23 protein-coding genes and 1 pseudogene are annotated in these 22108 nt (G+C 39.2%); 10 read left to right on the plus strand and 14 right to left on the minus strand.

Annotated features, from left to right (window positions below):
• Positions 1-3 precede the first annotated feature (3 nt).
• The 5 genes from AC1M9F_RS09080 (at position 4) to AC1M9F_RS09100 (ending at position 5264) form a co-directional block, all read left to right on the plus strand.
• On the plus strand, positions 4-1596 hold the full coding sequence (locus AC1M9F_RS09080; RefSeq protein WP_481597604.1) for a peptide chain release factor 3: 1593 nt from the start codon (positions 4-6) through the stop codon (positions 1594-1596).
• An 83-nt stretch (positions 1597-1679) separates the two neighbouring features.
• Positions 1680-2504, plus strand: coding sequence for a hypothetical protein (locus AC1M9F_RS09085; protein WP_481597605.1), 825 nt, complete (start codon positions 1680-1682; stop codon positions 2502-2504).
• Between the two features lie 130 nt (positions 2505-2634).
• Positions 2635-3582, plus strand: a complete 948-nt coding sequence (locus AC1M9F_RS09090; RefSeq protein WP_481597606.1) for an RsiV family protein — start codon at positions 2635-2637, stop codon at positions 3580-3582.
• Between the two features lie 7 nt (positions 3583-3589).
• The gene (locus tag AC1M9F_RS09095) at positions 3590-4423 is read left to right on the plus strand and encodes a TatD family hydrolase (protein ID WP_481597633.1); all 834 of its coding nucleotides are present in this window, start codon (positions 3590-3592) and stop codon (positions 4421-4423) included.
• 67 nt (positions 4424-4490) lie between these two features.
• Positions 4491-5264, plus strand: coding sequence for a tRNA threonylcarbamoyladenosine dehydratase (locus AC1M9F_RS09100; protein WP_481593314.1), 774 nt, complete (start codon positions 4491-4493; stop codon positions 5262-5264).
• A 56-nt stretch (positions 5265-5320) separates the two neighbouring features.
• Here the strand turns inward: AC1M9F_RS09100 and dusA are convergent, their stop codons facing one another.
• A complete protein-coding gene (gene dusA / locus AC1M9F_RS09105) occupies positions 5321-6331 on the minus strand; it encodes a tRNA dihydrouridine(20/20a) synthase DusA (RefSeq protein WP_092766772.1) in 1011 nt (336 codons plus the stop codon).
• Between the two features lie 176 nt (positions 6332-6507).
• Positions 6508-7438: pseudogene (locus tag AC1M9F_RS09110) on the minus strand (IS5 family transposase).
• Between the two features lie 116 nt (positions 7439-7554).
• Between AC1M9F_RS09110 and AC1M9F_RS09115 the strand changes: the two are divergent.
• Positions 7555-7821 carry a hypothetical protein gene (locus AC1M9F_RS09115; RefSeq protein ID WP_481597607.1) on the plus strand — a complete coding sequence of 89 codons (267 nt, stop codon included), beginning with the start codon at positions 7555-7557 and terminating at the stop codon, positions 7819-7821.
• Between the two features lie 668 nt (positions 7822-8489).
• Here the strand turns inward: AC1M9F_RS09115 and AC1M9F_RS09120 are convergent.
• The 6 genes from AC1M9F_RS09120 to AC1M9F_RS09145 all read right to left on the minus strand — a co-directional run bounded on the left by AC1M9F_RS09120 (position 8490) and on the right by AC1M9F_RS09145 (position 13064).
• Positions 8490-8966 carry a transposase gene (locus tag AC1M9F_RS09120; RefSeq protein ID WP_481597608.1) on the minus strand — a complete coding sequence of 159 codons (477 nt, stop codon included), beginning with the start codon at positions 8964-8966 and terminating at the stop codon, positions 8490-8492.
• Positions 8914-9309, minus strand: coding sequence for a transposase family protein (locus AC1M9F_RS09125; protein ID WP_481597609.1), 396 nt, complete (start codon positions 9307-9309; stop codon positions 8914-8916). The genes AC1M9F_RS09120 and AC1M9F_RS09125 overlap by 53 nt, the downstream gene beginning before the upstream one ends.
• A 150-nt stretch (positions 9310-9459) precedes the next feature.
• Complete coding sequence (locus tag AC1M9F_RS09130) at positions 9460-9939, minus strand: GFA family protein (protein ID WP_481597610.1); 480 nt, start codon at positions 9937-9939, stop codon at positions 9460-9462.
• Positions 9940-10093: 154 nt separating this feature from the next.
• Complete coding sequence (locus AC1M9F_RS09135) at positions 10094-11263, minus strand: zinc-binding dehydrogenase (RefSeq protein WP_481588697.1); 1170 nt, start codon at positions 11261-11263, stop codon at positions 10094-10096.
• A gap of 153 nt (positions 11264-11416) precedes the next feature.
• Entirely contained in the window at positions 11417-12619 is a 1203-nt protein-coding gene (locus tag AC1M9F_RS09140; RefSeq protein ID WP_035265309.1) for an MFS transporter, read from the minus strand.
• Positions 12612-13064: a RidA family protein gene (locus tag AC1M9F_RS09145; RefSeq protein WP_481597611.1), complete on the minus strand. Its 453-nt coding sequence runs from the start codon at positions 13062-13064 to the stop codon at positions 12612-12614. The genes AC1M9F_RS09140 and AC1M9F_RS09145 overlap by 8 nt, the downstream gene beginning before the upstream one ends.
• 64 nt (positions 13065-13128) lie before the next feature.
• Here AC1M9F_RS09145 and soxR point away from each other — a divergent pair, with 64 nt between their 5' ends.
• Positions 13129-13629 carry a redox-sensitive transcriptional activator SoxR gene (gene soxR, locus AC1M9F_RS09150; RefSeq protein ID WP_035265311.1) on the plus strand — a complete coding sequence of 167 codons (501 nt, stop codon included), beginning with the start codon at positions 13129-13131 and terminating at the stop codon, positions 13627-13629.
• Positions 13630-13682: 53 nt separating this feature from the next.
• On the opposite strand, the gene AC1M9F_RS09155 is transcribed toward soxR, so the two are convergent.
• On the minus strand, positions 13683-14606 hold the full coding sequence (locus AC1M9F_RS09155; protein WP_481597612.1) for a DMT family transporter: 924 nt from the start codon (positions 14604-14606) through the stop codon (positions 13683-13685).
• Positions 14607-15403: 797 nt separating this feature from the next.
• On the opposite strand from AC1M9F_RS09155, the gene AC1M9F_RS09160 reads away from it, so the two are divergent.
• The 3 genes from AC1M9F_RS09160 to AC1M9F_RS09170 are packed head-to-tail and all read left to right on the plus strand — an operon-like array spanning position 15404 to position 18315.
• On the plus strand, positions 15404-16531 hold the full coding sequence (locus tag AC1M9F_RS09160) for a Re/Si-specific NAD(P)(+) transhydrogenase subunit alpha (protein ID WP_035265315.1): 1128 nt from the start codon (positions 15404-15406) through the stop codon (positions 16529-16531).
• Between the two features lie 11 nt (positions 16532-16542).
• Positions 16543-16866 (plus strand): proton-translocating transhydrogenase family protein, encoded by a 324-nt coding sequence (locus AC1M9F_RS09165; protein ID WP_092768301.1) that lies wholly within the window; start codon positions 16543-16545, stop codon positions 16864-16866.
• Between the two features lie 3 nt (positions 16867-16869).
• Positions 16870-18315 carry an NAD(P)(+) transhydrogenase (Re/Si-specific) subunit beta gene (locus AC1M9F_RS09170; RefSeq protein ID WP_481597613.1) on the plus strand — a complete coding sequence of 482 codons (1446 nt, stop codon included), beginning with the start codon at positions 16870-16872 and terminating at the stop codon, positions 18313-18315.
• A 41-nt stretch (positions 18316-18356) separates the two neighbouring features.
• Here the strand turns inward: AC1M9F_RS09170 and AC1M9F_RS09175 are convergent, their stop codons facing one another.
• The 5 genes from AC1M9F_RS09175 to AC1M9F_RS09195 form a co-directional block, all read right to left on the minus strand.
• Positions 18357-18974 carry a GNAT family N-acetyltransferase gene (locus AC1M9F_RS09175; protein WP_481590354.1) on the minus strand — a complete coding sequence of 206 codons (618 nt, stop codon included), beginning with the start codon at positions 18972-18974 and terminating at the stop codon, positions 18357-18359.
• A gap of 103 nt (positions 18975-19077) precedes the next feature.
• Positions 19078-19485, minus strand: coding sequence for a ribosome silencing factor (gene rsfS, locus AC1M9F_RS09180; RefSeq protein WP_035265319.1), 408 nt, complete (start codon positions 19483-19485; stop codon positions 19078-19080).
• A 99-nt stretch (positions 19486-19584) separates the two neighbouring features.
• Positions 19585-20358, minus strand: a complete 774-nt coding sequence (locus tag AC1M9F_RS09185; protein WP_481597614.1) for a hydroxypyruvate isomerase family protein — start codon at positions 20356-20358, stop codon at positions 19585-19587.
• A 12-nt stretch (positions 20359-20370) separates the two neighbouring features.
• The gene (locus AC1M9F_RS09190; protein ID WP_481597634.1) at positions 20371-21246 is read right to left on the minus strand and encodes an NAD(P)-dependent oxidoreductase; all 876 of its coding nucleotides are present in this window, start codon (positions 21244-21246) and stop codon (positions 20371-20373) included.
• A 35-nt stretch (positions 21247-21281) separates the two neighbouring features.
• Positions 21282-22070 carry a crotonase/enoyl-CoA hydratase family protein gene (locus AC1M9F_RS09195; protein WP_092768311.1) on the minus strand — a complete coding sequence of 263 codons (789 nt, stop codon included), beginning with the start codon at positions 22068-22070 and terminating at the stop codon, positions 21282-21284.
• Positions 22071-22108: the final 38 nt, after the last annotated feature.

Genomic DNA, 22108 nt, shown 5'->3' on the forward strand with positions numbered 1-22108 from the left:
TTCATGAGCTTTAAGCAAGAGTTAGCGGAGCAAGTTGCTCAGCGACGTACATTTGCCATTATTTCCCACCCCGATGCGGGTAAAACCACAATGACGGAAAAGTTATTGTTGTGGGGGCAAGCGATCCAAGTTGCAGGTATGGTAAAAAGCCGTAAATCTGACCGTGCTGCGACATCAGATTGGATGGAAATGGAAAAAGAGCGTGGTATCTCGATCACGACCTCTGTGATGCAGTTCCCTTATAAAGACAAAATGATCAACCTGCTCGATACACCGGGGCATGAAGATTTCTCTGAAGATACATATCGTACCCTTACAGCCGTAGACTCAGCGTTGATGGTGATTGATGGTGCGAAAGGTGTCGAAGATCGTACTATTAAGTTAATGGACGTGTGTCGTATGCGTGACACACCAATTATTTCATTCGTCAACAAAATGGACCGTGAAATCCGTGAGCCGCTTGAGCTCCTCGACGAAATCGAAAATGTCCTGAAAATTAAATGCGTACCTTTAACTTGGCCTTTAGGTACAGGCCGTGACTTCGCGGGTGTTTTTAATCTGATCGAAGAAAAATTCTATGTCTATAAAGCAGGTTTTGGTTCAACCATTACAGATATTGAAATTCGTGATGGTTATGACCATGCTGACCTTCGTGAAAAAGTCGGTGAATTAGCTTGGGCTACATTTGAAGAGTCACTAGAATTAGTTCAAATGGCAAATGAACCGCTTGATCGTGAAGAATTCTTAGCAGGGCGTCAAACTCCAGTATTGTTTGGTACAGCGTTGGGTAACTTTGGTGTAGACCATGTCTTAAATGCATTTAGTGAATATGCACCACCACCAAAAGCACATCCTACCCAAGACCGTAAAGTTGAAGCGACTGAAGAGGGTTTCTCTGGTTTTGTCTTTAAAATTCAAGCCAATATGGACCCTAAACACCGCGATCGTATTGCTTTCATGCGTATCTGCTCAGGCAAATATGAAAAAGGCTTGAAAATGAAGCATGTTCGTATTGGGAAAGATGTGCGTATTTCAGATGCATTAACCTTCTTGGCAGGTGATCGTCAGCATTTAGAAGAGGCATGGCCAGGCGACATTATTGGTTTACACAACCATGGTACGATTCAAATCGGCGATACTTTCACTTCGGGTGAAAACTTGCAATTCACAGGTATTCCTCACTTTGCTCCTGAAATGTTCCGTCGTGTTCGTTTAAAAGATCCTTTAAAATCGAAGCAACTTCAAAAAGGTTTAAAAGAGCTTTCAGAGGAAGGTGCAACTCAGGTATTTATGCCACAAAACAGTAATGATCTTATTGTCGGTGCTGTGGGTGTTCTTCAATTTGAAGTTGTTGCTTATCGTTTAAAAGAAGAATACAAAGTAGATTGTATTTACGAGCCTGTGAGCATTAACACTGTTCGTTGGGTTTCATGTCCAGATGAGAAAAAATTTAATGAATTTAAGAAAAAAGCACATGACCAACTTTCAGTTGATGGTGGTGGGCATTTAACGTACTTAGCACCTAGCCGTGTCAATTTACAATTAATGCAAGAGCGTTATCCTGATATTGTTTTCCGTAATACACGTGAACATTAATTTTGCTTGAAAATGTAAAACAGCTTCCTCGTGAAGCTGTTTTTGTATAAGAATAACCAATGCTTTAATTTCGGTTGATTCTTGTGATTACTCTAAACTTACAAAAAAAACGATTGCGTATTCTTCTTGCTACTTTAGTCATTGGGGTGGCATCTTGTGAAAAACAACCAGAGTCTACGACACAAAAGTCAGGGCAGTCTGCCCAAGTTAAAAACGCTGATGTGTTACCTTACTTAAATGATGACGCGTTTCAAGTTGAAATAAAGAGCGAAAATTGTACAAAATCGGTCTGCGAAAAAATTGAAATTTTAAGTCTAAAAACCGCAGATCAGTGGGTCAATCAACAACTTAACAACCATTTGGCTTTTGTGATTCAAGATCAAATCAATGAAAAAGAAAAATTGAGTTTGGATCAATCCATCGAAACCTATATAAGTCGATCTGAATCATGGATGAAGGAGTTTTCACTGAATCAGCCTTATGAGTTGGATATACTGACGCAAGTCGCCACCCAACGAAATCAATATGTGTTGATACAATTCATCGTAAACTCAAAACAAGCTGAAGTGATCGTTAAAGATCGTGGTTACTTTATGGTATTGGATCGAAAGCAGAAAAAAGTTTTACAGTTGCAGGATGTGATTCGAAAGAACCAAATAAATGATTTTGAAAGAATACTTCAGTTGTCCTATCAAAAATGGTTAAAGGCCCAGAGTAGTGAAGTGAGAAGTATCGCTCCAGTGAATCTTAGCTGGAAAAATCAGGAGTGGTTCTTTGATGGTGAAGGGATTGGTGTTCATATTCGCGCGAACGAAATTGTCAAAGGTGGTGAGCAATTGGATATCTATTTGAATCATGCTCAAACTAAGCAAGTAGTTGTGCCGCAGATCTTCCAAAAGATGTTTTGAAATATTACAAATATTGTAATGTAGCATATACAATTGCAGTTAAACCCATACAAACGAAGCTTGAGCTATCAATTTCATCGGGTTAGGCTTAAATCAATGATAAATGACCGTTTCTCCTCAAGGTTGTGAGATGTTAAAAAATAAAATAGTTTGGACTGTATCTGTACTTACTGCCGCAATTACGCTGAGCGCATGTCAGCCAAAAGGGGACGGGCCTAAAGAGTCACCTGACACTCAAACTCAAGCAGCATCGGAAGTTCAGATACTCATGCTTCAGGGTGAAACTGAAAAAGTGCCTGTTCGGTTGGTAGAATGTGATGGTAACAATTGTCCAGAAATTTCAATTGATCGATTAAGAACGAATCAATTTGTGTTAGATGGCTTGATTGATCAAGCGATTATCAAAAATTTACAAGAAACGCTAGAGTTGTTCGAACCTGAGCAGACGCTGTCTAAAGACAAAGATACTCAAGCCGCAAGTGAAGTTGTTGAATATAAAACTGCAGCGCAGTTACTTGCAGAGCAGATTCAGCCCTATATTGATAACTTTGTGGGTTTAGATAAAGAGTTAAAGCACTTGGGGGTTGGACATCAAATTAGTTTGAGTATTAGTCCTAAAATTTTAAATTCACAAGGACCACTTGCAACCGTCGTATTGAATACGAGTAACTATTTAGGAGGTGCACATGGTTCTTCTTCACAAACTTACTTTAATTTTGATTTGAAACAGCAGAAACAAGTGTCACTGGATCAAATTTTAGTGAAAGACCAAAAGAATAAATTAAATCAATTGGCCCATGAAGAATTTAAAAAATGGGTCATAGATTCGCAGTTAGCAGATAACGTTGAAGAGTATGAAGAGGCTTGGAAATTTAAACTCACTGATAACTATTATTTGGGTAAAAAGGGTTTAATTCTTCAATACGGTGAATATGAAATTGGTCCTTATGTGGTGGGTTTGCCAAGACTCACGATTCCTTATGAAAAGCTAGAGGGTGTGATTAAACCTGAAATGCTGGAAGCTGTTCATCCTGCGGTTCAAGTTGCTGTACCTCAAGCTGCAGGTGAAGCAAAATAACATGCCCATGCCACGTTTGTTTGATACGCATACGCACTTTGATGTAGAAGTTTTTGACTTCGATCGTGAGCAACTTGCGTATCAAGCTAAACAGAAGGGAGTGGATGCCCTTGTATTGATCGGGTTTCAACACCAACGCTTTCATACACTGATTGAAACACACCATTGGTTAAATGGTTTAGATCAGGCACCGAGGAGTTATCTCGCTCCTGGTCTACATCCTTTTTATATCGAACAACATCAGCCTCATCATCTAGACGATTTAAAAAAAATTCTTGAAGTACAACAATGCATCGCCGTTGGAGAAATTGGTTTAGATACTTTTCTCAAGCAACATAAGCAGTCGGAAGTTTTCGCTAAGCAACAGGATTTTTTTGCGCAACAAGTCGATTTGGCTCAACAATTTAAGCTTCCTGTGCTGTTACATATTCGTAAATCTCATGCTGAAGCATTAAGGCTGTTAAAAGCAAAGCAATTTGTTCACGGTGGTATCGCCCACGCATTCAGTGGAGGGATAGAAGAAGCGAAGGCATTTATTCAACTTGGATTTAAGTTAGGTATCACGGGACAGATTACCAATCCCAATGCTAAAAAATTACACCAAACAGTTCAGTATGTTGGCATTGAGCATCTGGTCATTGAAACAGATTGTCCTGATATGACGCCATTATGTTGTCAAACTTCAACTGAACACCGAACCCGAAATACCCCACAGAATTTAATTTATGTTTTAGAAGGTTTGGCACATAGTCTAAATACGAGAATCGAAGATATTGCGCAACGTGTTTGGGAGAATAGTGTGTCTGCACTCAACCTAAAAAATGAACTGAAATTGTCGTGAGTTCAAAACTCTCTATTCCTCCGAAGTTTTGCTAAAATACGCCTTTTCCAAATAGTGTTAGAGCAATATGACTGACTTAGTTCATGATGATGAATATGAACGCCGTTTTACGGGTGTAGCCAAAATTTATGGTGAAGAAAATTTTCAGCATTATGAAAACAGTCATGTCATGGTGATTGGTATTGGCGGTGTTGGCTCTTGGGCTGTCGAAGCTTTGGCTAGAACAGGTTTGGGCGAGTTAACACTAGTTGATATGGATTCTGTTGCAGCGTCAAATATTAATCGTCAGTTACCTGCGATGACATCAACATTAGGTCATGAAAAAATTGAAGTGATGGCAGAGCGTTGTCGCCAAATCAATCCACGTATAAAAATCAATTTAATTGATGATTATCTAACGCCTGAAAATGTAACGGAGATTTTGAGTTCAAATCCAGATGTTGTGTTGGATTGCATTGATGATGTCAAAGCAAAACTCGCATTGATGCTACATTGTCGTTTCAATAAAGTCCCTTTGATTGTATCTGGTGGTGCTGGTGGTAAATTAGATCCACTCAAAATTCGGGTCGCAGATTTGTCAAAAACAGAATACGACCCGATGCTGGCAAAATTAAGAAGTCAGTTACGCTCAAAAGGTATCTGTAAAAAGCCGAAAGAGAAGTTCGGTATCACCTGTATTTATTCGGTGGATAATCCTTTTTCGAATGCTGATATTTGTGCGAGTGCTGGGTTAAGATGTGGTGGTTATGGTTCAGCCGTGGTGGTGACATCAAGTTTTGCAATGGTAGCAGTGGCTGAAGTGTTAAAACGATTAGATTCAATTCAAGCAAAACAAGCCTAAAAGTGATTATCAAAAAAAGGTCTCTATCAAGAGACCTTTTTAATGATGAAATTTGTTTATTCAGCATTGATTTTTAAGCTTTCTTGTTCAGCATGTCTTTGAATGGCTTGTTGCATACCGATTAAGGCATTTTCAATATCTTTTAATGTTTTCGCGTTACCCCCACTCAGGGCTTGTCGCCATTTTCGTGCACCAGGAAGGTTTTGAAATAAGCCTAAAATATGACGTGTAATCACTGAAAGTGGCGCACCATCAGCTAAACGTTTTGCAATATATGGCATCATTTCCTGCATGATCTCAAAACGATCAGGTGCTGACAAATTCCATAATTGTCCTAGTTCAGCCAGTAGATAAGGATTGTGATAAGCCTCGCGACCAATCATGACACCATCCACATGTTGTAAGTGTTGTTGAGTTTCAGCAAATGTTTTGATCCCACCATTGATTTCGATCAATAGTTCTGGGCGATCTTGCTTTAAACGATAGACATCTTCATAACGTAAAGGCGGAATGTCTCGATTCTCTTTTGGTGACAAACCCTGTAGTAAAGCAATGCGTGCATGCACGATAAAATTTTGACATCCCGTTTTTGCAACGGTATCGACAAAATGCAGCATCTCCTCATACGATTGCATATCATCGATGCCGATTCGGTGTTTTACCGTGACGGGAATATCAACTGCATTTTGCATTTCAGCAATACATTCAGCAACCAGCTCAGGCTCAGCCATGAGGCAAGCACCAATTTTATTGTTTTGAACACGATCACTAGGGCAACCAACATTTAAATTGATTTCATCATAGCCCCAATCTTGAGCCATTTTAGAACAGGTTGCGAGGTCTTTAGGATTTGATCCACCAAGCTGTAACACAATAGGGTGTTCTTCTTTGCTGTAATCTAAATGACGGGCTGCATCGCCAAATAAAATTGCGCCTGTGGTCACCATCTCGGTGTACATGATGATATTTGGATTGAATAGACGTGCAAAAAAGCGGTAATCACGAGTCGTCCAATCCATCATGGGTGCGACGGAAATTCGAGGCTGTAAGGATTGGATATAAGACATGGTGAAACCTAGATTGAGTAAATCGTGAAAAGCTCGGCATCTTACCATAATTTAAAAAATGGTTCATTGAGGAAGGTGTTAAAGAATACTGCTTCTAAAGGTTAATGAATCTCTAATTTTTAAAGGCTTTGTTGCACAAAGATTTGAAAGGCAAAGCGCCCCTAATTGAGCCAAATTTAAGGCGTAACTTGGGTAAGTGGTCGACCCAATTCCGTAAACCTGTTGAGGACTGCTACACGTGCATGAACCTCATTGACTTGGCTATCAAAGCTCCTTGCACTGAGTTTATCTCCTAATAATTTGATGCAGTGCATTTTAGTCTCAACCAAACTTCGGCGATGATAGCCTGACCATTTTTTCCATAGTGTCCTACCTAAACGTTTAACTGTTTGAAGTAATTCATTTCGCTCTAGCGAGCTGCTCTTTGTATCTTTCCATGGTTTCGCATTTTTTCTAGGTGGAATCACCGTATGCGCTTGCCGATCTGCAATAGCCTGACGGCATTGCTTGGTGTCATAAGTTTTATCGGTATAAACAGAGTCAACCTGTTCATCTTGTGGAATCTGATCAAGTAAATCACCAAGTACCTGTGAATCACTGATATTATTGGTTGTGAGCTGTATAGCACGTATTTGAAAGGTTTCAGCATCTATAGCAATATGTAGCTTACGCCATTGGCGACGATATCCAGGTCCATGTTTCTTGCGTTTCCATTCGCCCTTACCTAGAAACATCAAGCCTGTAGAGTCCATGAGTAGATGCAGCCCATAGCTACTTTTTTGGTAGCTGATTGCAATATCAATATACTTTTGTCTTCTACAAAGCGTACTGTAATCTGGCGCTGTCCAATTTAATCCGCAAAGTTTAATCAGACTTTGCACAAAGCCAGTGACCATACGTAAAGACAGACGAAATAAGGATTTAATCATTAAGCAGCATTGGATGGCTGCGTCGGAGTAGGTTTGATTTCGTCCTTGTTTGCCTTTTGATAGAGCATACCATTGCGTAGTAGGATCAAACCAAATGGCAATATTTCCGCGATTAATGAGTGCTCGGTTATATGCGGGCCAATTGGTTGTGCGGTAGATTATGTGTAGGCTTCTTCATTTGAAAATTATATGGCTGAAGAAGCCCTTAAGAATAGCTTTGTGCAACAAAGCCTAATGGAACTAAAACACATCATTTATTTGATAAGAATGTGAAATATACTGGGAAATGGTGTTATGAAAATATTTTTATCAGATGTACAACAAGTATTCAGCGGCTTATTGACCCATAAAATCAGTCGAGAGGAAGCTGAAGAGTGGGCAAGAATAAGGATGAATGCGCTTGACCATAATGAATTGTTTTTTGATCCTCCTACTGAAGAGGAGCTTCTATGGAAAGCAATAATTTATTTGAGTGGTGTAGCTTTAAAAATATCACCTGAGGAATATATGGAAGATGATGATGGTATCAAAGAGATGTTTAATACTTATTGGTCAAAGTGATGTGGCGTCATGTATTAAACTGGACGGTATATTTAGCCAGACTTTGAGGAAGTTTAATACACTGCTTTATCGAATAGATAAAGGATGTGTGGATATGGGCTATGAAGCCAAATGTGGGTTTTCAAAATGATGAGTGGTTTTAAAAACCCAGGAGACTTTTTACTCATTTTGACTTATTTTTTTATTTTTCAGGCTACATTGACTCTCTTTGGTTGGCAATTAAAAGAGAAAAGAGAAAAGATATTGAACTGGAATATTGTAATTGGCTCGCTTCCATTTGTACTCAGTATTGAATTGTTGTTTGATCACTATCAGAATTCATTTTTTGGGGAACTAACATTAATTCTCACTTATTTTTGTATATGTTTTGCTTTAAATACATTTTTTTGGATATTTAGTTTTTTATTTAAATTAATTCTACTTAAAATTAGATGGTATTTTTTTTCTTATATCAATGTTATAGGTGGTTGGATATTTTCAATATTAATTTAAATATTATCAGAAGCTTTGGATTTGTTATATAAATTTTTTTATATGAATAAATCTTTATTATAGGAAATATAATTTTTTATTTTAATTGATTTGAATCAGGCGGTTATGAATTATTGTTTGAAACAAAGCCTCTTGGTTATTATATTTTTTTGCTTGGTATAAATATTAGGGTTCTTTCATAAATCATTTTTACTCAGTTCTAAATTATAAATCCCTGCGATTAAACTGAATCTTAATCCCAATCTTTTGCCACGGTTGCGATATCGCTCAGCAAGGATTTTGAAGGTCTTCAAAGTCCCAAATACATGCTCAATTCCAATTCTTCTTTTATTGATTTCTTGATTGTAAACTTTTAGCTCGGGATCTAGTTTACAGTACTTTTTTGCTTTTAATGGAAATAGACTATTTGGATACACCGTATAAATCCCTTGATAGCCTTTATCTGCAAGGATAAAAGACCCTTTAGGAATTTGATTCATGTTGCGTTTGAAAAGCTCGAAATCATGTACAGCACCACAACTCGTGCATAAACTCAGAACTTGCTGTGTTCTATAATGGATAAGGGCTTGTACTTTGAAAGTATGAGCTTTCTTCTTACCACTATAGCTTTTCTTCTGTTTTTTTAGGTCTTTGTATTGGAATTTCTGTAGCATCTACGATCACCACATTCCAGTCGATACCTTCGCCTTCAGGCAAACTCTTGGGTAAATTAAATAGATTGGACTTGATCAGGCAATCCTCTACGTGGCGGACGATTCTTGAAGCAGTAGGCTCTGATACACCATAACTCGTTGCGACATGAAACAATGTTCGATATTCACGCCAATAACTTAAGCACAGAAGGATTTGATCTTCTACACTTAACTTAGATGGTCTACCTTTAGCAGGTACAAGCATTTTTAGCTGTTCAGCCATTAAATCAAAGATTGACCATGAGATGCCTGTATATCGCTTAAAATGTGTTTCAGAAAGCTTCTTTGAGTCGATGTATTTCATTCGCAAATTATGTATGAATATTTAAAATTATTCGGTACAAATAATCAGTAAAGGATAGATCTTTTTTTGATTTATGAAAGAGATCTAATTTAAATTTTTCAATCATTGGTTTAAACAGTGTTCAAGTGAAGTCATATTTTATTAGTGATTTTATTTTAGGATTCTATTAGTTAACCCTTTTAAAATAAACTTAGCTGCTTGAGTTTGACTCTGGATAAAACCATTATATTTTGGCAAATTATCAGCTACATCTTGCACACGACGATGGTAAAAAATATGCATATTTTCATGGGGAACTTGCGAGAAGTCTTTTAAGTTCCATTTAGGAATAAATACCAACTGATCTAATATTCCAAATTCAATAGAAGGGGAATGACATTGTTTGCATATCCCACGACGGATATTGGGTGGTGATTTCAAACGTTTAAAAGTAGTCTGTTTAATATTCAAATCACAAACATCTTGTTTTAGAAATACCAAAACATCGGAAAATGTCTGACCTGTATATTCTTGGCAAACTTGGCAGTGACAAATAAAATGTGCGATGGGTGCATGAGAAAAGCGAAAAGTATTTGCGCCACAAGAACAACTTGCTTCAACATTGAAAGGCATGTGATTTAAATTTGACATAAAACTTCCTTGTTTAAGATCTATTCATAGATGAAATTAAAAATTTAAAGTTCGATTGAGTATCATGCAGGATGAATAAGGGAATCTGATCAAGTTTGAGCCCCATAGTAAAAAAATCGCTGAGCACTTATGTCGTATAGAACCTAAAGATTATCTAAAGTGCACTGATATCAGATCCGGTCTTTTTGGGGTCGACCAAAATTTTAGCGTGTTGTTCAGGATCACCTAAGGCCTGAAAAGCATCTTTGACTCCTGCAAGACCTACAACGCCCGTTATCAGAGGAGAACAATCAATTTGACCTTCAGCGATCATATGGAGCGCATCTCTGAACTCAAGTGGCGTATAACCAATCACAAACTGGATTTCGATTTCTTTGTTTAAAGCCAAAGCGGGTTCGATGCTGTCGGATTGCATACATACACCCACACCGATAATTTTAGAAAATAATGGCGCACCGTTAATAATCTGTTGAAGGATGCCTGGCATCCCGACACATTCAAAAATCACAGGACGTTTGGGTAAAGCACCTAATTTGTCAGCCACACGCCACGCATGCCACCATGGAATATGCATAGACTGAATCTTTTCAAAAATACCGATTCCATAGTTAATCGCTTCAGAAGCATCACCCAATAAACCGTATTCTTTCCAACTCTCAAAAGGCGATGATTGTTTAGGATCAATGACGACATCTGCGCCACAAAGTTGAGCCAGCCTACGGCGATTTGGTGAAAAGTCACTGGCAATAATTTTTTTCACACCAATCGCTTTGAGCATTAAAATGACACCTAAGCCTACTGGACCACAACCAATAACAATTGCGGGTTCTGATTTCTTTATTCTGCTCCGACGTACTGCATGTAAAGCTACCGCCATTGGCTCGGTCATTGCTGCAAGATCGGGATGTAATCCATTTGGCACCGCAAACATGAGTTGAGATTGCACCAAGATTTGTTCGGCATAACCACCAGAAGCTTGAGGGGAAAGACCAGTCGCTTGATAACACCACTGATCAACTTTCAATAGTGGCATCGCACAAACTAAGGTATCTGTTTTAAATTTTTTTCTAGTTTTAGGACCATAATCTAGAACACGACCGCAAAATTCATGCCCCATGACAAAACGGTCTGTTGACTTTGCAACACCTTTTAGACCCACTTTAGCCGTAAGTTCATGCATGTGGTCACAACTATGTTGCATATGTAAATCACTGCCACAAATACCACATCGCACAACTTCTAATAAAGTTTGTCCTTGTGATGGTGTTAGATGGCTGACATCTTCAAGTGTTAATTCATTTTGATGACATACAACTGCTTTCATTCTTGTTCACGAATATTTTTTATAATGATAGTGAACAGTGTGTGTGATTACGCACAAGAGATACACAGCTTTAGAGGACTGAATGATGACTGCAGAGGCTAAATTATTGAAAAAGCCTCTATTTATAGAGGCTTAACATGCATATTTTACGAGTTAGCTTAGTTGGGTTCGATGATAACGTTGATCCACTAGCGTGAATAGTGCCGTACAACTGACCAAGATTAATCCTACGATACACGCCATTGCCCATCCACCATGATCCCAAGCATAAATTCCTAGCGCGGAACCACTTGCGCCACCAATAAAATAGCTGGTCATATAAAGTGAATTTACACGAGATTTAGCATCCGGTCTTAAATTAAAAATCACATTCTGGTTGCTACTATGCACCAATGCTAGACCGAGATTCATCAGTCCAAAACCGATGATATAGCAACTTAAATAGAATGCACCTAAATAAAGGAATATCCATGCGCTACCTAGGATTAAAATGCCAAACCAAGTGATTTGTTTGACGTAACCACGGTCGGCGATCTTACCAATTTTCTTGGTGGACAAGGCGCCAAATACGCCAACCAAAGTGACTAAACCCACCATGACATCTTCAAGAGAAAAAGAGGATTTAAGTAAAATAGAAATGGTGGAGAATAGGATGCTCATCGTTGCAAATGCAAAGGCACCAATGATAGAGCGATAGATTAAACGAGGCTCTTCTTTAAGTAGCAGCCCCATGGATTTAAACACAGCAAAATAACTAATTTTAGAGCTAGGAATATAAGGCAGACGAATATTAAGTACCACAGCGACCATTAACATCAAAATTCCACTGACGATATAAATGAGCTGCCAATTAAATAAGTTGGATAACAAACCAGCTAAACTGGTCGAAATCAAAATACCAACCAATAATCCGCTCATCAGTAACCCGACGACTTCGCCTGTTCGTTCTGGTCGAACCGCCATCGTGGCAAACGGAATCAAAATTTGTGCTGCAACTGAGAAAAGCCCAGTGATAATTGTGCCAGCCCATAACATATAAAGGTTGAGCGAAAAAGCACAAATAAATAATCCCACTGCTGCAAAGAACATTAAAAATGGGATTAATTTCGTTTTATTGAGAATATCACCAAGTGGTACGATAAAAAGCAGTCCGACAGCATAAGAGACTTGAGCCAAAGTGACAGTTAATGCCACATCTGTTGCAGGGGCATTAAAGTAAAGTTGAACAGAGTGAATTAAGGGCTGCGAATAATAATTAGCGCCTGCACAAATACCACAAGCAATGGCCATCAACCAAAGTAAAGCAGTGTCATTCGTGATGTCTTTTTTATTTAAATCGTCAAGATCGTTATACATGAATAAATGGCTCAGTGGATGAGGAGCAGTAAGCTGTGGCTTCGATTTCAATTTGCATGGCGTCTAATGCCAAGCGAGACACAGGGATTAGTGTGCATGCTGGGAAATTTTGATCTTTCCATATTGTATTCATTTTCAGATTTAACAGGTGATGTTTTTGTTGGTCAAAATTGACAATCAAAACGCTTAGAACAGCAATGTTATAAAAGTCGATATGTGCATAGCTGAGAGCGATTTTGAGATTTTCGAAGACTTGGTTGAGTTGTTCTGAATAATCAGTGGAATAATGTCCGTCGGCATTTTCACCACCTTGACCTGATATATGAACGACTGTGTTGAAGTGTTTGACCTCACAGATGTGGCTATATCCAAGTTGCCTTGGAGAATAAAGCTGAGGCGGATTTTTAGTGGTTAAACTAAACGTTGGCTTATTTGGTTTTGTCATTCTATCTTCTCTGGATTAAGCTTAGAAGAGAATTATGAAAGCTCAACTTAACTTGAGGTCAAGCATGGAAGAACAAAAATTACAACAGTGGCTCAGTATAGGCGCGTTAGCTGCTCGAAGTGGTGTATCGGTCGCAGCACTCAGATTTTATGAAGACAAAGCACTTATTTGGAGTGTGCGGACGGAAGGAAATCAACGGCGATATCCTCGATATATGCTGAGAAGGATTGCCATCATCAAAGTGGCACAGCAGGTTGGGATTTCACTCTCTGAAGTGAAGCAAGCATTTAACATACTCCCTAAGAATAAAACCGCGACTAAATCAGATTGGACCGCATTATCGAGTGCATGGCAAAAAATTTTAGATCAAAAAATCTTAAATATGCTTCAACTTCGTCAACAACTGGATTGGTGCATTGGTTGTGGGTGCTTATCTTTAACTGAATGCCCATTAAGAAATGAAAATGATCAAATGGGGTCTACATCGTCGGGTTCCCACTTTGTTCCACTCGACATTAAATTTGACGATGATCAAGGGAAAATAGAAATTCACTATGAAGACTAAGTTTCATCGTGAAGCATTATTTTGAAATTTGAACTGTGAGGTTAATGTTGTCTTTATTTCAGTTTAGTTTTGGAAAGCGTAATCATCATCACACCCAATATATTCAGCGCACAACCAAACCATTGAATCATATTCATTGATTCCCCTAAAAAGATAGTTGCCAATATAATGGTCAGAATTGGACCAAGTGAACCAATCATGGCTGTTTGAGAAGCACCTAAACGAGCAATACTTTGCGCAATGAGAATAGTTGGAATCACCGTTACCCCAATACCTAATGCAACACCATATCCGATTATTTCTATGGGTTGTTGAAGGATATTGGATATAGGACTTGGCTGAGCAATAAAGTAGTGAAGAATCGTCCCTAAGCAGGCGATAGACATTGCTAAGCCCGTAAAATTCCACGATCCAAATTTTTGGATTAATTTTGGAGTCATCAATAGATAACTCGCAAAGCAAATCGCGCTTGCGAAAACTAAACTTACACCTAGCCAAAAATTACTTTCATGAGGCACATTGCTTTGTTCTTGGAGCATCACTATAAGCGTGCCGCCATAACTTAGTCCAATCGCAAAAATAGTCTTCATTGAAAGAGGATGTTTGAAAATTACACTTGATGCAATTACTGTCATGGTGGGATATAGAAATAGGATAATACGCTCCAAAGAGGCACTGATGTACATCAGACTCATAAAATCGAGCCAACTTGAAAAATAATATCCAATCAAACCAGCAACGAAGAGTAGGGCCCAATCCTGCGCTGAAAATCCGCGATTACGGTGTCGGTTCAACCAACAAATAAAAAGAAAAACGGGTAAGGCACTGAGCATCCTTAAGGCAACCAGCAATGTTGCATCAACATCTTCAGAAACTGCATAAGCTTGTTTGATTAAGATCGCTTTACTACTAAACAAGAATGCTGCCAACAGCGCACATAAACTCCCTAACTGAGTGGGAGTCAGCTTAAGTACCATAAATGTTAAAAATCAATTTTTAAGTAATGGAAGTATAAGCCAATCTTCATTGTAAGCTCTAAAATTCAATCTCTAATTTTCGCTAAATCACCTACCTAGCGACATAAGGCGTTTTGATTTTTTGTTTAAATGCATCATTGTGGTGCGTAATATGAAAAAAACAGTGGTCTATCAACCCAAAAAATACATCAAAAAAATATTTCAAATTTTTTTTGCACGGTTTGTAAGCATTCTTTTCAAGAATCAGTCAGCTTGTATTTCATGTTCAGCCAAAATTTAAGCTCAATTTTAAAACCAAGATTTATCTAAATTTTGTCTTATTTATAATTTTTAAGAATGTCGTGAGAATTTGAATCGATTAGTCTGATTTTTTGTCAATTCGGCAAATTGAGATTTATGAGAATGAAAGAAGCAACTAAAAATGTGACATGCACGGCGCTTTAACACAATCAAAAGGGATAAAAAGAAAGCTAAAAAATGTCAGAATGATCAAAGCTTAATAAAGTCAAGCTCCCTATACTGACGATAAATTAGAAAAAAGTTTCTTTTTTGTTAAAAAATGGATCGAAAATTGAACGAATCTGGAACTATTTTTTATGAAAATGATAGATCAAATACCATGAAATTTTGTGATGATTGTGAATCATGAGTTCAAAATGAGGGTATTTATTAAATAAATATTGGGTGGTAATTTAAAAAAGTTCAATTAGAATCCAAAAAATTCACATGAATACATCCAGGGGTATATCGCAGGAATGCGATATCTACTTTAAGAAAAATTAGCTTGAGGAATGCTCATGCAGATCGGAATCCCTACCGAAACTGTAGTTGGTGAAAGTCGTGTAGCTGCGACACCAGAAACAGTAAAGAAGTTAATTGGTGCTGGTCACAGTGTCGTTATCCAACGTAATGCAGGTGTTAAAGCTGCTTATATTGATAGTGCCTATGAACAGGTTGGTGCAAAAATTGTTGATGATGCTTATACCGGCAGTCAATTGGTTTTAAAAGTTCGCGCACCTAAAGGCGAAGAAATACAAAAATTAGCCCCAAACACCACAGTGGTTGCGATGTTTGATCCGTACCGTAATACGGAACTTGATCAATTCGCTGCTCAGCAAGTGTCTGCATTTGCACTTGAGTTATTACCACGTACGTTATCTCGTGCCCAAAATATGGACGTGTTGTCATCACAAGCAAACTTGGCAGGTTATAAATCTGTGCTTCTTGCGGCGGCAGAGTACCAACGTATGTTCCCAATGTTAATGACAGCGGCGGGTACGGTTAAACCAGCTCGTGTAGTCATTATGGGTGTTGGTGTAGCAGGCTTACAAGCGATTGCAACAGCCAAACGTTTAGGTGCTATTGTTGAAGCGACAGACTTACGTCCAACAGCCAAAGATCAAGTTGAATCTTTAGGCGGTAAATGGTTAGACGTACCAATGTCAGCAGAAGAGCAAGCGCGTGCCGATGAAGCTGCAAAAAATGGTTATGGTTGGATGCCTGGTGAACAATATATTAAAGACCAAGCTGCAATTGTAGACAAAGCGGTATCGAATGCTGACATCGTGATCACGACGGCGCTTTTACCAGGTCGTGATGCACCGCGCTTAATTAAAGCTGAAACAGTTGCCAAAATGAAACCAGGTTCAGTCATCCTCGATATGGCAGTTGAAACTGGCGGTAACGTTGAAGGCTCAAAATGCGGTGAAACTGTTGTGACTGATAATGGCGTGAAAATTTTGGGTATTCCAAATATTCCAGCGACCGTTTCTACAGAAGCTTCAGCGCTATATGCACGTAACGTTTATAACTTTGTTGAAACGCTTTTTGATCAAGATAAAAACTACAGCATTAATCAAGAAGATGAAATCCAAAAAGCATTGCTTGTCACTCATGGTGGTCAAGTGCTGTTGAAGCGTGGTTAAGGAGACTGATCATGGTTGAAACTATTACAATTTTTGTCCTCGCAATCTTCGTAGGTTATTACGTTGTTTGGGGAGTGACACCTGCGCTTCACACGCCACTGATGGCCGTAACGAATGCATTGTCTTCAATTATTATTGTCGGCGCGATGATCCAAACTGTTGGTCTACCTGTTATGGGTGTTGAGGGGGCTGTGAGTTTCGATACCATCAATGTGGTGAGTGTATTAGGTGCGATCGCTGTTTTCTTAGCAAGCATTAATATTTTCGGTGGCTTCGCTGTAACCGCTCGTATGCTTGAAATGTTTAAGCCAAAGCAAAAGAAAAAAGAGGGTTAATACATGGAATTTATTCGTGAGTATGCGGATTGGTTTTACCTAATCGGTGCCGTTCTTTTTATCTTAACTTTGCGTGGCTTGTCTGGTCCTAAGACAGCAATTGCAGGTAACCGTTACGGTATGATTGCAATGGCAATCGCCGTGTTAACAACTTTCTTTGTTGCTGATAATCCTGTGGTATGGATGATTGTCGGTGCAATGGTATTGGGTGCAGTCGTTGGTATTGCTCGAGCTCGTACAGTGCCTATGACACAAATGCCAGAAACAGTTGCTCTCATGCACTCACTCGTGGGTCTTGCTGCAGTGTTGATTGCGATCGCTGCAATTATTCACAACAACAAGCTCGTCGAGCTTGGGCCAGACTTACTGGCTGCAAATGGTGTGAACTTCCATGAAATGAGTCGCGTACATTTATTCGAATTATTCGTAGGGTGTTTCGTTGGTGCCATTACATTCACTGCATCGGTATTTGCTTATGGTAAATTGGCGGCAAAGAAATGGGCAAAAACGATTTCAGGTGCATGGGTTAAACCTGTTCAAGCTTTGATTTTTATTGCGATGCTAGCAGCAGGGATTCACTTCTTCTTGACGAGTAACATGACCTCGTTCTGGGCAATGACAGCACTTGCTTTAGCCTTTGGTTGGGTATGGATTGCGCCTGTTGGTGGTGGTGATATGCCAGTTGTGGTGTCTTTGCTTAACTCATTCTCTGGATGGGCGGCAGCAGGGATTGGTTTCACGCTTGAAAACAACATGTTAATTGTTGCAGGTTCGCTTGTAGGTTCATCAGGTGCAATTCTGTCTTATATTATGTGTAAAGCAATGAACCGTTCAATCATCAACGTATTGTTTGGTGGTGCAATGGGTGGTGCTGCAGCACCGACAGCAGCAGCTGGTGCAGCAGTTCAACGCAACTACCGTTCTGGTTCTGCTGACGATGCTGGTTTCTTAATGTCAAATGCAGACAGTGTTGTAATTGTACCGGGTTATGGTATGGCGCAAGGTCGTGCTCAAAATGCGGTGAAAGAGCTTGCAAATTTATTGAAAGAGCAAGGTGTAACTGTACGTTTTGCGATTCACCCAGTGGCAGGTCGTATGCCTGGTCACATGAACGTCCTTTTAGCTGAAGCAGATGTTCCGTACGAAGACATCTTAGAGATGGATGAGATTAACTCAGACTTCCCAGCAACAGATGTGGTGTTGGTCATCGGTGCGAATGACGTCGTTAACCCTGCAGCGAAAGATGATCCAAACTCGCCAATTTATGGTATGCCTATTCTTGAAGCACATAAAGCTCGTACCATTATGGTGATCAAGCGCTCTATGGCGACAGGTTATGCGGGTCTTGATAATGACTTGTTCTATAACGACAAAACAATGATGATCTTTGGTGATGCGAAGAAAGTTGTTGAAGATATGACGAAAGCCATTAATGGTACAGGTCACTAATTTATAGACTGTTTTAAAAAAACCACCTTCGGGTGGTTTTTTTATTTTTCATGTGTAGGTTTTCGCCACATTCCCCAAATTTCAGGTGCATCGTAGGGCAGATCGCGAAGGTGAAAGATCACTTCAAATCCATAATGACGATAGAGTCCAACATTACTTGGTGTTGCAGTTTCTAAATAACATGGGATACCGTGTTGATCGCTCTTTGTGAGAATAGGTGTTAAGACTTTGCTGGCTAAGCCTTGTCCTTGGTGGTCAGGACTTACACCTATGAGTTGTAAATAATAATGCGCCTCACTGGGATGATGTTTCTGCACCAGATTAATGATGTGAATAAATTTCACCAGTTGTCTTAAACCGATAATCTTCGTTAATTGAGGGAGTAGTTTAACCTGCTGAATGAGATTTAAATCCCACTGATTTGGTGGAATCCAAAGTGCAGCAACTGAGCGATCGGGATTGGTATAGACTTCATCATATGGTTGAGCGATATCTTTCAATTGAATACTAAAGAATTGCTCTAGTTTTTCATGTTTTTGTTGGAAACTCAGTTTTTCAGCTTGGATCGCCCAGTTGCAAAACTCTTCGTTCCAAAAGGATTGCATTAATGTTTCTACTAATGCATCGTGATCTGTTCTTGTGGCTTTTATCATGGTCATATCAAGGTAAACCAAATTAGTGAGTTCTTTTTTGTTGGCTTTATTGTTATAAATTTAAAATGCACAGTATAAAAAAGCGACCAAGAAGGTCGCTTTAATATGTTTATGCTACAGAATCTGTAGTTGAAGCATTACGCCATAAGTTTTCTAGATCATAAAACTTACGTGCTGTAGGTAACATCAGATGTACTACAACAGTGCCAAGATCAACAAGGATCCATTCTGCATCGCTTTCGCCTTCAATACCGATAGGGCGAAAACCTGCTTTACGTGCTTCATCAGCGACGTTGTTTGCAAGCGCTTTCACGTGACGTGTGGAAGTACCTGAAGCAATGACAATTGCATCTGCAACATTGCTCACTTCGCTAACATCAATCGTTGTGATTTCTTTTGCTTTAACGTCAAGCAATGCTTCTTGAACAACTTTTAAGCAAGCTTGAACGTCTTGTTTTGGAGAATTCAAAGAGAGTTCGTGAGAATTAGAAGCGCCGGGCGATGGTTCTAAATTCATGAGAAGTGTATTTTCCTGACTATAACTCATCTTTCACTATAGCGCTTTCTGCTTGAAAATTCAAACTTTGAACAAATTTTATACCACAATATGATGATATTAAAGAAGTTTATTTTTCCATTCGAAAGAATCTGTTGAATGAGATTGGGGGCGATATTCGGCTGCGACAAATCCTTTATACATGCTATTTGCAATGCATTCAAAAATAGCGGGATAGTCAATTATCCCTGTGAGTGGTTCATGTCGACCTGGTACATCTGCAAATTGGATATGCCCAATGTGTTGCATATTTTCTTTGAGTGACAGAATCAGGTCTTCTTGCATTCTAGCCATGTGATAGCAATCGAATTGCATTTTTAGAGCTGGATGATTGACGTCTTTCAGTAACTCTTTGGCTTGATGCATTGTTTGAATCATGAAGTTGGGCATATCAAAGCCATTAATCATCTCAAAAACGGGTTGAATCCCATGCGCTGTGAAGATCTCGCTGACAAATTTAAGATTTGAGACTAAGGTTTCATAGCAGACCTGATATTCAACATTATCTGGTTGCTTGCCAGCCAAAATATTCACTCGAGGTATATTGAGTGAGCATGCATATTCAATCGCTAAGTCAACAGCTTGTTTAAATTCATCAGTTTTACTTGGGATACTTGCTAATCCGCATCCGCCTTGCATTAAATCTCCGGCAGGAACGTTGATGAGACACAAGCTAAGTTGATGTTCATTAAGTTCATGCTGAATTTGCTCAATACTCAGCTCATATGGAAATTGAATTTCTACATGTTGGAACCCATATTCAGCAGCCAGCGCAAAGCGTTCAATGAGTGGAACTTCTGTAAAGATCATCGATAAATTAACAGCGAGCTTCATATTGAATGCGACCTATTTATTGTTTTGTTCAACTTGCAGAATGACTGAGGCAAGGTCTGATTCAGAAAAGCCATTGGATTGATGCGCTTTCAATTGTTCTAAGGCTTGTTGAGCGACAGGAATATTAAGGTCAAATTGTCGAGCCAAACTCAAGGCATTATTTAAATCTTTAGACAGCGTCTGAACTTTCCATTGCACAGGCTCAAACTCATGCGTTGCCATACGTGGTGTTAAAATTTGAAAAGGTTTAGAGTCGGCGAATCCACCTGCTAAGGCAGGTGCAAGCAGTTGAGTATCAACACCCGCCTGATCTGCTAAAGCAACAGCTTCTGCGATGAGTGTGCTATTTGCAGCAACGATGAGTTGATTACAAATTTTGGTGGCTTGTCCTGTTCCAGTTTCACCCATACAGGTTACACGTTGTGAAAGAACTTGATACATTGGTTGTAAAGATTCGATTATGCTCGATGGTCCGCCAGCAAAAATAACTAAACTGCCATTTTCAGCACCAGCTGTTCCACCTGACACAGGAGAATCTATCCAATGCGCTGATTTAGCAGTTGCACGTTGTGCAAGATTTTTAGTTTTATCCACAGATAGACTCGAGAAGTCCACAATAATCTGCTCGGGTTGAATCAGTGATTCAATTTGAGAAAAAACAGCCTCTACCGCATTGTCATCGGCTAAACAAGTTAGGATCAGATCAAATTGTGCTATCTCAGAGAGTTGAAGGGGAAGTGCCCCAAGCTGGATTAACGGCACACATGCGTTGGGGCTTCGGTTCCATACAGCAGTGTAAAACCCAGCCTGTATCAATCGAGTCGCCATTCTGCTACCCATTAAACCCATACCTAAGAATGCGATTTTAGTTTGACCGTTAATCATTATTGAAGCTAATCCCTGATCTAAGTTTGAAAACCAATTTATTTGAATTGACGTGGTAGAAATTCCAAATCTGGATTTTTATCTTTTTTACGCGCAATTTGACTGTTTTTGCCAAGGAGTAATTTGAGTTGCCAAATTTTCTCAAGACGAAGTGATTTTTTGGGTGCGTGTTCCATCGCATCTAAGACTTGTTTTACTGCAGCTAAGGCATCAGGTGAGCGCTGCAACATTTCGTCGGCAAGCTGTTGAGCTTTTTGCATCGGCGCGTTATCAACATGTGTGATCAATCCAATTTCTTTGGCATATTGACCATCAAATACACGTGCTGTTAATGATAATTCTTTGGCTAGGTCGACTCCAATAATACCTTTGATTGAGCGTGTTAACCCCATATCTGGAACTAAGCCCCAACGGGTTTCCATAATCGACATTTGGGTGTTGGGGTGAGCAATTCGAATATCAGCCGCTAAAGCCAATTGCATACCTGCACCGAAGCAATACCCTTCAATAGCTGCAATGACTGGAACAGGGAGTTCTTGCCAGATTAAAAAAGCTTTTTGAAATAGACTTTGACCAGGCTTAATGAGTTCCCATGCGGCATAAGCACGATTTTGTGGATTATTCAGGTCTGTTAAATCAATACCTGCACTAAATACGTTGGCTTCACCAGTGAGAATCACACAGCGGATAGTACGATCAGATTTAATTTTTTTTGCGACTTGCACCAACTCTTTCAAAAGTTGAAAGCTCATCGCGTTACGTTTGTCGGGACGATTTAGGAAAACCGTCGCAATTCCATTATTTTTTTCTACACGTATTACAGCCATTATTGTGACTCGAGTTTATTGTTCCTTGTTTTAAGCAT

It is taken from the genome of Acinetobacter sp. ANC_7504, from assembly GCF_056779995.1.

Coding starts and splice junctions, on each gene's coding strand:
- AC1M9F_RS09080 (WP_481597604.1), top strand. CDS start 4: ATGAGCTTTAAGCAAGAGTTAGCGGAGCAAGTTGCTCAGCGACGTACA.
- AC1M9F_RS09090 (WP_481597606.1), top strand. CDS start 2,635: ATGTTAAAAAATAAAATAGTTTGGACTGTATCTGTACTTACTGCCGCA.
- AC1M9F_RS09095 (WP_481597633.1), top strand. CDS start 3,590: ATGCCACGTTTGTTTGATACGCATACGCACTTTGATGTAGAAGTTTTT.
- AC1M9F_RS09100 (WP_481593314.1), top strand. CDS start 4,491: ATGACTGACTTAGTTCATGATGATGAATATGAACGCCGTTTTACGGGT.
- dusA (WP_092766772.1), bottom strand. CDS start 6,331: ATGTCTTATATCCAATCCTTACAGCCTCGAATTTCCGTCGCACCCATG.
- AC1M9F_RS09115 (WP_481597607.1), top strand. CDS start 7,555: ATGAAAATATTTTTATCAGATGTACAACAAGTATTCAGCGGCTTATTG.
- AC1M9F_RS09120 (WP_481597608.1), bottom strand. CDS start 8,966: ATGCTACAGAAATTCCAATACAAAGACCTAAAAAAACAGAAGAAAAGC.
- AC1M9F_RS09125 (WP_481597609.1), bottom strand. CDS start 9,309: ATGAAATACATCGACTCAAAGAAGCTTTCTGAAACACATTTTAAGCGA.
- AC1M9F_RS09130 (WP_481597610.1), bottom strand. CDS start 9,939: ATGTCAAATTTAAATCACATGCCTTTCAATGTTGAAGCAAGTTGTTCT.
- AC1M9F_RS09135 (WP_481588697.1), bottom strand. CDS start 11,263: ATGAAAGCAGTTGTATGTCATCAAAATGAATTAACACTTGAAGATGTC.
- AC1M9F_RS09140 (WP_035265309.1), bottom strand. CDS start 12,619: ATGTATAACGATCTTGACGATTTAAATAAAAAAGACATCACGAATGAC.
- AC1M9F_RS09145 (WP_481597611.1), bottom strand. CDS start 13,064: ATGACAAAACCAAATAAGCCAACGTTTAGTTTAACCACTAAAAATCCG.
- soxR (WP_035265311.1), top strand. CDS start 13,129: ATGGAAGAACAAAAATTACAACAGTGGCTCAGTATAGGCGCGTTAGCT.
- AC1M9F_RS09155 (WP_481597612.1), bottom strand. CDS start 14,606: ATGGTACTTAAGCTGACTCCCACTCAGTTAGGGAGTTTATGTGCGCTG.
- AC1M9F_RS09160 (WP_035265315.1), top strand. CDS start 15,404: ATGCAGATCGGAATCCCTACCGAAACTGTAGTTGGTGAAAGTCGTGTA.
- AC1M9F_RS09165 (WP_092768301.1), top strand. CDS start 16,543: ATGGTTGAAACTATTACAATTTTTGTCCTCGCAATCTTCGTAGGTTAT.
- AC1M9F_RS09170 (WP_481597613.1), top strand. CDS start 16,870: ATGGAATTTATTCGTGAGTATGCGGATTGGTTTTACCTAATCGGTGCC.
- AC1M9F_RS09175 (WP_481590354.1), bottom strand. CDS start 18,974: ATGACCATGATAAAAGCCACAAGAACAGATCACGATGCATTAGTAGAA.
- rsfS (WP_035265319.1), bottom strand. CDS start 19,485: ATGAATTTAGAACCATCGCCCGGCGCTTCTAATTCTCACGAACTCTCT.
- AC1M9F_RS09185 (WP_481597614.1), bottom strand. CDS start 20,358: ATGAAGCTCGCTGTTAATTTATCGATGATCTTTACAGAAGTTCCACTC.
- AC1M9F_RS09195 (WP_092768311.1), bottom strand. CDS start 22,070: ATGGCTGTAATACGTGTAGAAAAAAATAATGGAATTGCGACGGTTTTC.